Here is a 12678-nt window from a genome sequence, read left to right on the forward strand (position 1 = left end):
CCATGACCGACGCCCCACGCACCCTCGTCGCAGGGGTCGACTCGTCCACGCAGTCGACCAAGGTCGTGGTCTGTGACGCCGCGACCGGCGAGATCGTGCGGACCGGCAGGGCACCGCACCCCGACGGCACGGAGGTGCACCCCGACCGGTGGTGGGAGGCCTTCGGGGCGGCGACGACCGACAACCTCCTCGAGGGCGTGTCCGCGATCTCGGTCGGAGGCCAGCAGCACGGCATGTGCGCGTTGGACGAGTCCGGCGAGGTGGTCCGGGACGCACTGCTGTGGAACGACACCCGCTCCGCGCAGGCCTCGCGCGACCTCGTGGAGGAGCTGGGGTCGGCGACCTGGGTGGAGCGCACCGGTTCGGTGCCGGTGCCGAGCTTCACCGTCACGAAGGTGCGGTGGCTGGCCGAGCACGAGCCACAGAATGCCGCGCGCGTCGCCCAGGTCGTCCTGCCCCACGACTGGCTGACCGGCCAGATCCTCAAGCAGGGGAACGCTTTCGACTCTCACGTGACCGATCGCGGCGACGCCTCCGGCACGGGGTACTTCTCGGCGGCGGAGGGGAGCTATCTGCCCGACCTCCAGCTCCTCGCCTTCGGCCGCGAGTTCGGCACCCCGCGCGTGCTCGGGCCGTCCGAGGCAGCGGGCACCACCGATGCCGGGGTGGTCGTCGGGCCGGGGACCGGGGACAACGCCGGCGCGGCCCTGGGTCTCGGGCTGCGGCCCGGAGACGTGGTCGTGTCGCTGGGGACGAGTGGCGCCGTGTTCGCGGACTGCCCCACCCCGGTCAAGGACCTGCGTGGTGACGTGGCCGGGTTCGCCAGTGCCTCGGGCGGGCACCTGCCCCTGATGTGCACGCTCAACGCCGCCCGGGTGCTGACCGCGGCAGCCCAGCTGCTGGGCACCGACCTGCCCGGCCTGGACCGGTTGGCCCTGCGCGCCGAGCCCGGCGCCGGCGGCCTGACCCTGCTGCCCTACCTCGACGGAGAGCGGACGCCTAACCTGCCCGAGGCCACCGGCACCCTCGGCGGGATGACCCGCGCCAACACGACACCGGAGAACCTCGCCCGCGCCGCGGTCGAGGGGATGCTCGCCAACCTCGTCGCCGGGGTGGACGACCTGCGCGACCTCGGCATCCCGGTCCAGCGGGTGCTGCTCATCGGTGGTGCGTCCGCCTCGGCAGCCGTGCGCGCGGTGGCTCCGAGCCTGTTCGGCGTGCCCGTGGCCATCCCCGCGCCGGGTGAGTACGTCGGGCTGGGAGCCGCCCGGCAGGCCGCGTGGGTCCTCAGTGCGGCCGACGAGCCGCCGTCGTGGGACGTCCGGATCGAGGCGACCCTCGACCCACCGGAAGACGAGCGCGGCGCAACAGTGCTGACGCGCTACGCCGAACTGCTCGGGACGGTCCACCCCTGATCGGCAGGGGGACTCGTCGACGACGCCGCAGCGCCTTCCGGCACGCGCCACCGCCTGACCCGGGCAGGATGGCTCGCATGAGCTATCCACCGCCCCTCTACGACGGCACCACCGGCGAGGTCAGCGCGACCATCCGCCTCAGCGACGCGGCGCCAGATGTCATCTACCCCAACGGAAACCGGGTCCACTACCTGTCGACCGGCGACTCGACGGGCCGGCTCTTCGGCCTGTACCGCTGGGAGTTCGCTGGCCCGCCCAGCGGTCCGGACTCGCACTTCCACAAGACCATCGCCGAGTCGTTCTACATCCTGTCCGGCGAGGTGAGCATCTTCGACGGGAACCGCTGGAACGTCACCCGCGCGGGTGACTACGCCCATGTCCCGCCGGGCGGCCTGCACGGCTTCCGGAACGAGTCGGGCGCCGCCTCGATGCTGCTGCACTTTGCTCCTGGCGCACCCCGGGAGGCCTACTTCGAGGGACTGGCCCGCGTCGCCGCCGGCGAGACGATGACCGAGCAGGAGCGTGACGAGTTCATGCGCTACCACGACAACTACTGGGTGGACTGACGACTAGGGCCCGGACTGGGCCGCCGCGATCTGGAGGCGGACCGCGAGCCGCACGGTCGCGTCCTCGAGGTCGAGACCGGCGAGGTCGGCAATGCGGGCCATCCGGTAGCGCATCGTGTTGGGGTGCACGTGGATCGACCGGGCAGCGCGGGTGGGCGCCCCCGGGTGGTCCAGCCAGGCGGCGAGGGTGAGCAGGTAGTCGCTGTGGTGCTCCGCGTCGTGGCCCAGCAGCACCTCGAGGGGCCCGAGCGGGTCGCCGACCAGCGTGCTGGCCGCCCGCGCGACCGTGACCTCGGCCCACACCTCCTCGTGCGACACGACGGGGGGTCCCTGTCCCGCCGAACTTCCCTGTCCCGCCGAACTTCCCTGTCCCGCCGAACTTCCCTGTCCCACCGAACCGCCCTGTCCCACCACGCGATCCGTCTCCTGCGCCTCGCCTCGCGAGCGCTCCAGCTCCCCCGGCGTGTATGCCGTACGGCCGGCTCGCGCGGTCAGTGCCACCGCCTCGTCACGCGCTTGGCCGACCACCGAGCTGAGCCAGCCCCACGTGCCCGGTGAGTCGTCCTCGGAGTCGCGCACCACGGCATACCCGCGGCCGTCGAGGTCGGCGAGCAGCGGCTGGTTCCACGCGTGCCGACGGCACACTGACTCCCAGAGGTCGAGCAGGCGGACGGGGTCACCCTCCCCGCCGAGCGCGACGACGCGCCACGGACCTGGGGGCAGCCAGTCCTCCGCACCCGCGACGTTGCCGGACAGGACACCGCGCAGGCGGTCGGCCGCGACGCGGCGTGAGAGGTCGGCCTGGGCGCGCAACCGCAGCAGGTGAAGGGCAACCACGGACGAGGTCTGGACCAGCTCGGTGACGAGGGCCGCGGGCGGGCGCTCCTCCACCACGGCCCAGATGGAGCCCAACCACTCACCGCCGGCGCGCACGGGGATGACCAGCCGGGGTTTGGTGCCTCCCGAGGCCGGGACGTAGACGGGCTCCGCCGACCGGGCGAGCCGTCGGAACACGCCTTGCGCGCGCAGGGTCGCGAGCACCTCGTCGGGCACGCGCCGACCCACGATCGTCGACACGCGGGCGGGGTCGGCGAGGTCCTGGCGTGAGGAGTAGGCGAGCACCCTCGACTGGGCGTCCTCGATCGTGACGGGGGCGTCGACCAGGGCGGCCGCCGCGTCGGCGAGCGCGAACAGGTCGTCCTGCACCGGTGCGTCGTCGCGCCGCCCCGGTCCGACCGCCGCCCTGTCGATGACGCCACGCAGCAACCAGACGAGGTGGGCCCAGGACGCCTGTTCCGCGAGCTCCACCAGGGCGATCCCACTGCGCCGGGCGCGGTCGCGAACCGTGCGCCGCCGGGCTATGCTCCGCCGGAGCACCACCCCTCCGGCGCCGGCCGACGCGGCGCGTTGCACGAGGTCGGAAGCGGCCTCCGCCGACTCCACCCCCACCCCCAGGACCAGGTCGCCCGGCTGGCCCACGATGCCCTGAGCCGGTTCGGCGATGGTGAGGTCGTCGACCTCGGCGCCGTCACGCTCGACGCCCAGGGCAAGGAGGCCGCCGAGGGCGGCCACGAGGTCGGTGACGGCAAGCACCCACCCAGCATCGCGCGGGTTGTGTCCTCAACACAAGCGAATGGATCTGATTCGTGCTGTTGGGACAAGGCGGCATACCCGTCGTCCTGTCACTCTCGATGCATGGCTCCCATCACCGCAGCAGGTCTTCCCGTTCCCCAGCGCGTCGCCGTCGTCGGCGCCGGCATGGTCGGTCTGTCCACCGCCTGGTTCCTCCAGGAGCACGGTGTCGAGGTGACCGTCCTCGACCGCGAGGGTGTCGCCGCGGGTTCGTCGTGGGGCAACGCCGGGTGGCTCACGCCGGGCATCGCGACGCCGCTTCCGGAGCCGGCCGTGCTCAAGTACGGCCTGCGCGCCGTCCTGTCGCCGTCCTCGCCGGTCTACGTGCCGCCGAGCGCCGACCCCAAGTTCCTCAAGTTCGTCACCGGGTTCACCAAGAACTCGACGATGAAGGCCTGGAAGAAGGCCATGGGCTCGCTCGTGCCGGTCAACGACCTGTCGCTCGAGAGCTTCGACCTGCTGCGCGACGGTGGTGTCCAGGCCGACACCCGTGAGGCCAAGTCGTTTCTCGCGTCCTACCGCACCGAGGCCGAGCGCGTGACCCTGCTCGAGGAGATCGAGCACATCCACGCCGCCGGGCAGGACATCGAGTTCGACGCCCTGACGGGTGACCAGGCCCGCACCATCGAGCCGAGCCTGTCCGACGAGATCGGCGCGGCCATCCTGCTCAAGGGCCAGCGGTTCATCGACCCCGGCACCTACGTGCACGCGCTGGCCGACTCGGTGAAGGCGCGCGGCGGCAAGATCATGGATGCCTCGACGGTCGCCGACATCCGCGACACCGGCGCCGGCGTCGTTGTCACCACGGCCGAGGGTTCGGTCGAGGAGTTCGACGCGGCGGTCCTCGCGACCGGCGCCTGGCTCGGCAAGCTCGCTCGTCAGTTCGGTGTGAAGAACGTCGTCCAGGCCGGTCGCGGGTACTCCTTCTCCGTCGCGATCGACCACGTGCCCAACGGTCCCGTCTACTTCCCCGCCCAGCGGGTCGCCTGCACGCCCATCGGTGACCGGCTGCGCGTCGCCGGGATGATGGAGTTCCGCAAGCCCGAGGCCGCGCTCGACCAGCGCCGCATCCAGGCCATCGCCGAGGCCGCCCGCCCGCTCCTGCGCGGCGCCGACCTCGACAACCGCCAGGACGAGTGGGTCGGCTCGCGCCCGTGCACCGTCGACGGCCTGCCGCTCATCGGCGCCACCAAATCGCCGCGCGTCTTCGCCGCGGGTGGTCACGGCATGTGGGGCATCACCCTCGGCCCGGTCACCGGTCGGCTCCTCGCCGAGACGATGGTCACCGGCAAGCAGGTCGAGCAGCTCAAGCCGTTCGACCCGATGCGCTGACACCCTTCCCCCGAAGCGTGCAGCAACCTTTGCTAGCAAAGGTTGAGTGATGGCGGACAGGTTGCAACCTGTCCGCCATTCATTTTCCTTTGCTGGCAAAGGTTGCAGCGGAGGGGGCGGGGGTTGACTGGATACCATAGGGGGGTATGGTGTGTGCATGAGTGAGAGCGAAGCGCACCCCGGGTACCACGACCAGAAGGACAGCCACCTCAAGCGACTGCGCCGCATCGAGGGCCAGGTTCGCGGGCTGCAGCGCATGGTCGAGGAGGACAAGTACTGCATCGACATCCTCACCCAGGTGTCCGCGGCGACCAAGGCCCTGCAGTCCTTCTCGCTCGAGCTGCTCGAGGAACACCTCGGACACTGTGTCGTCGACGCCGCCCGCAAGGGTGGGCCCGAGGCGCAGGAGAAGGTCCGCGAGGCCTCCGACGCGATCGCCCGACTGGTCCGTTCCTGAGCCCGCTGGCACGACAGCCCGCCGCACGACCATCTCGGCGGCACCCCACCACCGCGACACCACCGCGACATCAGCAAGGAGCACCACATGGGCACCCAGAACTTCGCCGTCGACGGCATGACCTGCGGCCACTGCGCGAGCGCCGTGACGGAGGAGCTCACGGCGCTCGACGGCGTCACCGACGTCCGGGTCGACCTCGTGGCCGGCGGCACCTCCGCCGTCACCGTCGACGCGACGCGCGAGCTCACCCCTGCCGAGGTGGCGGCTGCCCTCGACGAGGCGGGCAGCTACAGCCTCGTGCCGTGAGCTCCCCCAGCAGCGTCGAGCTCGTCATCGGGGGCATGACGTGCGCCTCGTGCGCGACCCGGATCGAGAAGAAGCTCAACAAGATCGACGGCGTGACCGCGACGGTCAACTACGCCACCGAGAAGGCCAAGGTCACCTTCCCCGAGAACGTCACGACCGACGACCTCCTGGAGACCGTCGAGCGGACCGGCTACACCGCCACCCTTCCGGTCGCCGAGCCCGACCAGGCAGCGAGCACGGAGCCAGATCCGATTGCTGCGCTGCGCCACCGGTTGCTCGTCTCCGTCGGGCTGGCCGTGCCGGTCGTGCTGATGGCGATGGTCCCGGCGTGGCAGTTCCGCTACTGGCAGTGGGCTTCGCTCACGTTGGCGGCACCGGTCGTCTTCTGGGGTGGCTGGCAGTTCCACCGCGCGGCCTGGACCAACCTCCGGCACGGCCAGTCGACCATGGACACCCTGATCTCGGTCGGCACCCTGGCCGCGTTCGGCTGGTCCGTCTACGCGTTGTTCTTCGGCACTGCCGGCACCCCCGGCATGACCCACGCCTTCCGGTTCGCCCTCGAGCGTGGTGACGGCGCCGACAACATCTACCTCGAAGCCGCCGCAGGGGTGACCGCCTTCCTGCTGGCCGGTCGCTACGCCGAGGCGCGCGCAAAGCGAGCCTCGGGCGCAGCGCTGCGAGCGTTGCTGGAGCTCGGCGCCAAGGAGGTCGCCGTCCTCCGCGAGGAAGGCGACACCAGCCGCGAGGAGCTCATTCCGGTCGACCAGCTGGCCGTGGGCATGCGCTTCGTCGTGCGCCCGGGGGACAAGATCGCGACCGACGGCACCATCGAGCAGGGCACCTCGGCCGTGGATGCCTCGATGGTCACCGGCGAGTCGGTGCCGGCAGAGGTCGGGCCCGGCGACGCGGTCATCGGAGCCACCGTCAACGCAGGCGGCCGACTCGTCGTGCGAGCCACCCGGGTCGGCGGGGACACCCAGCTCGCGCAGATGGCCAGGCTCGTCGAGGACGCCCAGAACGGCAAGGCCGACGTACAGCGACTGGCCGACCGCGTGTCCGGGATCTTCGTGCCCGTCGTCATCGTCCTGTCCGCCGGCACCCTCCTCGTCTGGGTCGCCATCGGCGGCGGCTGGACCGCAGCCTTCACCGCTGCCGTCGCGGTCCTGATCATCGCCTGTCCGTGCGCACTGGGCCTCGCGACCCCGACGGCCCTCATGGTCGGCACCGGGCGCGGCGCCCAGCTCGGGTTACTCATCCGCGGCCCCGAGGTCCTGGAGTCGACCCGTCGCGTCGACACGGTCGTGCTCGACAAGACCGGCACCGTCACCACGGGGCGGATGACCCTGGCCGAGGTCGTGCCCGCCGACGGCGAAGACGCTGTGGAGGTGCTGCGCCTGGCGGGGGCGCTGGAGGACGCCTCGGAGCACCCCGTCGCCCGCGCCATCGCGGCCGCCGCACGCGAGGCCGGCAGGGTCCCGGCCGTGGAGGCCTTCGCGAGCGCCGAGGGCCTCGGGGTCCAGGGCACCGTCGACGGCCACGCCGTCGTGGTGGGTCGGCCCCGCCTGCTCACCGACTGGTCCGTCCCCGTCCCCGACCAGCTCGCGTATGCCGTGGACTCGGCCCAGCAGCGCGGCGCCACTGCCGTGGTGGTCGCCTGGGACGGTGTCGCCCGCGGGGTGCTGGTCGTCGCCGACACCGTCAAGGAGAGCTCGGCCGAGGCGGTTGCCGAGCTGAAGGCGCTGGGCCTGCACCCGATCCTCCTCACCGGGGACAACGCGGCCGCCGCACGCGAGATCGCTGGCCAGGTCGGCATCCACGACGTCATCGCCGACGTGCTGCCCCAGGAGAAGGTCGACGTCGTGAAACGCCTTCAGGCGCAAGGCAAGACGGTCGCGATGGTCGGCGACGGGGTCAACGACGCGCCAGCCCTGGCCCAGGCCGACCTCGGCCTGGCCATGGGGACCGGGAGCGACGTGGCCATCGAGGCGAGCGACCTCACGCTGGTCCGCGGGGACCTCCGGTCGGCCCCGGACGCGATCCGGTTGGCCCGGCGCACGCTCGGCATCATCAAGGGCAACCTCTTCTGGGCCTTCGCCTACAACGTCGCCGCCATCCCGCTCGCCGCACTGGGCCTGCTCAGTCCGATGATCGCCGGTGCCGCGATGGCACTGTCCTCGGTTTTCGTCGTGACCAACAGCCTGCGCCTGCGCGGCTTCAAGGCCACCGCACCCTGAGCCGGCCAGGCGGCATACCTCGGTGCTCATCCCGCCCCGCCCTGCAGCCAGCCCCTGCAGCAACCCCCCGGAGCAACCCCCTGCACCAACCTTTGCTTGAGAGGGCAGGTGGCAGGATCGAGTCGTGAGCGCCGACCTGCGAGCCCTTTTGCAGTCCTCGCTGCTGCCCGCGATGCGCGTCGGCGACAAGGACACCGTCGACGTCGTCCGCTCGGCGCTCGCCGCGATCGCGAATGCCGAAGCCGTGCCCGTCGACGACGCCTCTGCGCTCACTGAGGGCCCGATCGCCGGAGCAGCGGTCGGGGTGGGTGCCACGGAGGCGCCTCGCCGCGAACTGACGCCCGAGGAGGTGCGCGAGATCGTCGAGGGCGAGCGCCAGGAGCGCGTCCACGCCGCCCAGGAGTCGGAGGCTGGCGGGCTCGGGGAGTATGCCGGGCGGCTGCGAACCCAGGCCGCCGTACTCGCCTTCCTCCTCGAGCGCTCTGACTGACGAACCACACCGTGCGGCGAGGGGGCGGACGCTGGGGTCCGCGGCCTGGCGCCGAGTGTTTGAAGGATCCGACGCACCAGGACCCGTCGGATCCTTCAAACTCGCGGGGTCGGAGCGTGAGTCAGGCGGCGAGGGCCAGGCTGCGCCGGCGCAGCGACCAGGCCAGCATCGACAGCCCGCCCACCGGGATCTCCATGCCGAAGATGAACGCCCGGTAGAGAAGCACACCCGCCGCGGCAACGGCCGGTTCGCCGTGGAAGGCCACCAGCACCCCGGTCATGCCGAGCTCGACGATGCCGGTCGCACCGGGCGTGATCGCCACCATCGTGAGGATGCGCTCGACGGCGAAGGCTGCCCCGACCACGGCGGGGGGCACGTCGGCCCCGACCACGCGCAGACAGGCCCAGAGGAGCACGGCCTGCAGCGCGGCATACGCGAGCTTGCCACCGACCATCCGTCCCCAGCCGGCGGCCACCAGCCCGGCACTCTCGCGGCGGAACGACGCGGCACGCTCGGCATACCCCTCGTCGGCGACGGGGAGGAACCGCACCCGCGCGACCACGCGGTCGGCGAGGCGGCCCAGCCAGCGCACGGCCCGGTCGTCACGCGCGACCAGCCACACGGCGGCGACGCTGCCGGTGAGCAGACCCAGGCCGAGGTAGGCCGCAGTGCTGACGCTGCTGGACACCTCGACGCCGGCCACCCCGAGCCAGCACAGCGCCAGACCGGGCAGGATGAACTTGAGCAGGGTGTCGACGAGGTTGGTCAGCACGGCCCAGCGGGCGAAGGCGGGTGACTCGAAGCCCCACGACCGAGCCATCCGCCAGTTGGCCACCGTGCCGGCGGCGCCGCCCAGGGGGAGCAGGTTGGAGACGAAGGATCCGGTGAGGTTGAGCATGAGGGCCCGGCGGTGCGACAACCCGGGCATCGCGGCGGTCAGGGCCGGGGTGTGCACCCACAGCCCCGCGAGCCACACCAGTGCGAGGACGGCCAGCTGACCGATCGACAGGCTCTTGAGCACGGTGGCGATGTCGACCCACTGGGCACCCGCCACCTTGGGCAGGGCGAGGGCCACGATTCCGGTGGCGAGGGCGCCGGAGACGAGCAGCTTGGCGGCCCCCCTCCCGCCGCGACCGCCCCCCGGCGGGCGGCGGGCGACCCGAACCCGCGCGGTCAGCGGCCGCAGTGGTGCGGTCAGCGCCGTCGGCGGGAGCAGCTCGGTGTGGAGGGCCATACCTGAAACCGTCCCGCGAACGGGGCACCCACCACATCCGGCAACATACCTAGATGAACCCCTGAACGTGACTAGTCATCTCAGGGTCAACCCTGAGCCGATCGACCCCCTCGGGACGACACCACGACGGTCGGCGCACCTAGTGGACGTGCTGCTGCCAGTCGGCGGGCACGGCGCCCGCAGGGCCGGGAGTGGGCTGGTCCAGCGGGTGGTGCAGTGGGGCGGCCAGGTCCGGACCCCGGAAGGCGCGTTCATCACCGAAGTGCCAGAACCAGTCCTCCCCGGGCTCGAACGAACGGATCACCGGGTGGCCCGTCTCCTCGTAGTGGTGCGACGCGTGCTGGCTCGGCGAGGTGTCGCAGCAGCCGATGTGGCCGCACTGGGCGCACCTCCGAAGGTGCACCCACCACCCTTGTGCTGCAACGCATTCCACGCAACCGTCCCCGCTCGGGGGGACCTCGGGGTCGATGCCCGTCTGCTTCCCTGCCATCTGCCACCTCCGTGTGCCACCGCCGTCCGCCCAACGTACCCGCCGGCGCCGAGCGCCGCTCCCAGGCGCGGGGCCCTAGCGTGAGGTCATGCCACGACCCACGCCTGAACCCACCTCGCCCGGCTCACCCGGGCAGGAGTCGGTCTGGGACTACCCACGGCCGCCCCGGGTCGAACCCAGCGCGGAGACCGTCGAGGTGTGGCTCGGTGGCCTCCGCATCGCGTGGACCACGGCGTCGTGGCGCGTCCTGGAGACGAGCCACCCCCCGACCTACTACCTGCCGCGCGACGCCTTCGTCGACGGGGCCCTGCGTCCCACCGGGGGATCGTCGTGGTGCGAGTGGAAGGGTCAGGCGTCCTACCTCGACCTGGTCGCGGGCGGCGTGGTCGCCCCACGCGCGGGGTGGTCCTACCCGCGACCGACGCCGGGCTTCGAGGTGCTCACGGATGCCGTGGCGGTGATGCCCGGGCAGGTGGACCGGTGCGTCGTGGGCGGTGAGGTGGTCCGCCCCCAGGCCGGAGGCTTCTACGGCGGGTGGATCACCGACCGCGTCGTCGGCCCCTTCAAGGGCGGACCCGGCACGCACGGGTGGTGACCCGAGCGGCGCCAGGGGCCTGCTCGCCGGCTGGGCTTCAGTCGCGGCCGCGCGCGTCGTCCAGCGCCAGCTCCGCGGTATGCCGCGTGGCCTCGGCCTGCTTGCGCGCCCGGACCGCGTCGGTGACCGCTTCCAGCGCGCGTTCGTCGGCCTCCCTGGCCTTGGTGAGCTGGCGCTCGACGACGGCCAGCCGCTCCCTCGTCTCCTCCGCCCGTTCGCGTGCCGCGTCGACGGCGGCCTGGGCTTCGGCCAGCTGGCGCTCGGCCACGGCCAGCGCCTCTTCGAGGTCCTCGGCAGACGGCGGCTCGTCGCCGTCACTGCCTTCGTCGTCCTGCCCGTCCTGTCCCGCGCTGTCGGTGGAGTCGGCGTCACGGACGCCCGATCCCCTGCCCGGTCCCCCGCCCGGTCCCCGGCCACGACCGCCCGGGAGGATGGTCAGGATCGCTCCCCCGGCGGTGCGCGCCACGGCCTCGGCCAGGTCGACCTCGCCGAAACCGCTGTAGGACAACGCCCGCGTGAGCTGACCGGACGTCACGGCGGCGGACGCGCGCTCGTCGGCGAGCGCGGCGATCGCCGTCGCCCGGACGTCCTGTTGGGCTGCCGCGCTGAGGCTGCGGCCAGATGCACTGACCGCGTCGGACGCCGCGCGGACGAACGCGTCCACCGCGGCATCACGGTCGCCGCGCATGGCGGTGAGGGACCCCGTGTCCATCCGCGACTGCGCCCCCCGCATCGTCGCGCCGAGGTCGGTCAGCGCCGACACGACTTCCGGCACCGTGCGCGCCGCGAGGTTGACTGCCCAGGCCGCGAGGCTGGGCTTGCGGAGCTTGCCGATCTCGGTCGCGGCCGGGGCGTCGCCGTCCGCCTTCGCCGCAGCGACGAGGGCGGACCTGGCCGCCATGAACTCATCGGGCGCGGCGGCATACAGGCTCTGCATGGCGGTGGCGAGCCGGTCGGTCACGGGAGTCTCGTCAGGCAACCTGGTCCTCCAGTCCGAGCAAGCGTGCTCCGTTGTGCCACAACACCTTTCGCATCCACTCATCCCCCAGACCGAGACGGTGCAGCGCCTCGATCTGGTGGGCGTAGGGATAGGGGATGTTGGGGAAGTCCGTGCCCAGCACCACGCGGTCACCGAGGGCGGCGAGGCGCTCAACGTAGGCGGGGGTCAGCGGCGCGAACTGGTTGCTGAAGTCGGTGCCGGCCATCGTCGTGTCGAGGTGCACACGGGGGAAGGTCTCGGCCAGGTCGGCGAAGGCGTCGTACTCGTCCATCCCGAGGTGTGCGATGACCAGGGTCAGCTCGGGGTGCCGGTCCAGGACTGCGGCGACCGCCTTGGGTCCCGTGTAGGCGCCTTCCTTGGGGGCCGACCCGGCGTGCAGCACGACCGGAGCACCAGCCCGCTCCAGCGCGTCCCAGGCCGGGTCGAGCAAGGGGTCGTCCGGGCTGTAGCCACCCACCTGGACGTGCATCTTGAACAGCCGTGCTCCCGAGTCCAAGGACCGCTCCACCTGCTCGCCGACCCCCGGCTCGGGGAACAACGTGGCGCAGTGGACGGCCCCGTCGACCCGCGCGGCGAAGTCGGCGCACCAGTCGTTGAGCCAGGCCGCCATGCCGGGCTTGTGCGGGTAGGCGAGCGCCGGGATGGCCCGGACACCGAGGGCCCGGAGGGTCTCGAGGCGGGTCGCCTCGTCATCGCGGTAGTGGATCGGCCACGGTTGGCCGTAGTTCCGCTCGGCCTCGTCGAAGTAGGCCCACACCTTGGCGAGCATCGGCTCGGGCAGGAAGTGCACGTGGATGTCGGCCAGACCCGGCACGTCGAGGGCCCGCCAGTAGGCCGGGACGTCCGCGTCGGCGCGCGGTGCGCTGAGCAGCGACGGAGGTGACGGGGCCACGGTGGCGACGCTACGGCATACCCGCCGATGAGTTC

Annotated in this window: 13 protein-coding genes; 8 read left to right on the forward strand and 5 right to left on the reverse strand. The window is 72.2% G+C overall.

Annotated elements, in window-relative coordinates; all coding sequences use genetic code 11:
- Positions 1-2: 2 nt before the first annotated feature.
- Both AC1DWR_RS12360 and AC1DWR_RS12365 read left to right on the forward strand, forming a co-directional pair.
- A complete protein-coding gene (locus tag AC1DWR_RS12360) occupies positions 3-1415 on the forward strand; it encodes a xylulokinase (protein ID WP_477624541.1) in 1413 nt (470 codons plus the stop codon).
- Between the two features lie 77 nt (positions 1416-1492).
- Positions 1493-1981, forward strand: coding sequence for a cupin domain-containing protein (locus AC1DWR_RS12365; protein WP_477614162.1), 489 nt, complete (start codon positions 1493-1495; stop codon positions 1979-1981).
- A gap of 3 nt (positions 1982-1984) precedes the next feature.
- Here the strand turns inward: AC1DWR_RS12365 and AC1DWR_RS12370 are convergent, their stop codons facing one another.
- Positions 1985-3574 (reverse strand): PucR family transcriptional regulator, encoded by a 1590-nt coding sequence (locus AC1DWR_RS12370; protein WP_477624542.1) that lies wholly within the window; start codon positions 3572-3574, stop codon positions 1985-1987.
- Positions 3575-3676: 102 nt separating this feature from the next.
- On the opposite strand from AC1DWR_RS12370, the gene AC1DWR_RS12375 reads away from it, so the two are divergent.
- The 5 genes from AC1DWR_RS12375 to AC1DWR_RS12395 all read left to right on the forward strand — a co-directional run bounded on the left by AC1DWR_RS12375 (position 3677) and on the right by AC1DWR_RS12395 (position 8432).
- Positions 3677-4945: an NAD(P)/FAD-dependent oxidoreductase gene (locus tag AC1DWR_RS12375; protein WP_477624543.1), complete on the forward strand. Its 1269-nt coding sequence runs from the start codon at positions 3677-3679 to the stop codon at positions 4943-4945.
- A gap of 157 nt (positions 4946-5102) precedes the next feature.
- The gene (locus AC1DWR_RS12380) at positions 5103-5402 is read left to right on the forward strand and encodes a metal-sensitive transcriptional regulator (protein ID WP_477614165.1); all 300 of its coding nucleotides are present in this window, start codon (positions 5103-5105) and stop codon (positions 5400-5402) included.
- A gap of 87 nt (positions 5403-5489) precedes the next feature.
- Positions 5490-5708, forward strand: a complete 219-nt coding sequence (locus AC1DWR_RS12385) for a heavy-metal-associated domain-containing protein (protein ID WP_477624544.1) — start codon at positions 5490-5492, stop codon at positions 5706-5708.
- A gap of 35 nt (positions 5709-5743) precedes the next feature.
- Positions 5744-7942: a heavy metal translocating P-type ATPase gene (locus AC1DWR_RS12390; RefSeq protein WP_477624623.1), complete on the forward strand. Its 2199-nt coding sequence runs from the start codon at positions 5744-5746 to the stop codon at positions 7940-7942.
- A gap of 124 nt (positions 7943-8066) precedes the next feature.
- Positions 8067-8432 carry a hypothetical protein gene (locus AC1DWR_RS12395; RefSeq protein WP_477624545.1) on the forward strand — a complete coding sequence of 122 codons (366 nt, stop codon included), beginning with the start codon at positions 8067-8069 and terminating at the stop codon, positions 8430-8432.
- A 121-nt stretch (positions 8433-8553) separates the two neighbouring features.
- On the opposite strand, the gene AC1DWR_RS12400 is transcribed toward AC1DWR_RS12395, so the two are convergent.
- Positions 8554-9666 carry a lysylphosphatidylglycerol synthase transmembrane domain-containing protein gene (locus AC1DWR_RS12400; RefSeq protein WP_477614168.1) on the reverse strand — a complete coding sequence of 371 codons (1113 nt, stop codon included), beginning with the start codon at positions 9664-9666 and terminating at the stop codon, positions 8554-8556.
- 139 nt (positions 9667-9805) lie between these two features.
- Complete coding sequence (locus tag AC1DWR_RS12405) at positions 9806-10156, reverse strand: UBP-type zinc finger domain-containing protein (protein ID WP_477624546.1); 351 nt, start codon at positions 10154-10156, stop codon at positions 9806-9808.
- 88 nt (positions 10157-10244) lie between these two features.
- Here AC1DWR_RS12405 and AC1DWR_RS12410 point away from each other — a divergent pair, with 88 nt between their 5' ends.
- Entirely contained in the window at positions 10245-10751 is a 507-nt protein-coding gene (locus tag AC1DWR_RS12410) for a DUF427 domain-containing protein (protein ID WP_477624547.1), read from the forward strand.
- A 37-nt stretch (positions 10752-10788) separates the two neighbouring features.
- Here the strand turns inward: AC1DWR_RS12410 and AC1DWR_RS12415 are convergent, their stop codons facing one another.
- On the reverse strand, positions 10789-11712 hold the full coding sequence (locus AC1DWR_RS12415; protein ID WP_477624548.1) for a hypothetical protein: 924 nt from the start codon (positions 11710-11712) through the stop codon (positions 10789-10791).
- 10 nt (positions 11713-11722) lie between these two features.
- On the reverse strand, positions 11723-12643 hold the full coding sequence (locus tag AC1DWR_RS12420) for an amidohydrolase family protein (RefSeq protein ID WP_477624549.1): 921 nt from the start codon (positions 12641-12643) through the stop codon (positions 11723-11725).
- Positions 12644-12678: the final 35 nt, after the last annotated feature.

It is taken from the genome of Pedococcus sp. P2_E2 (assembly GCF_056403955.1).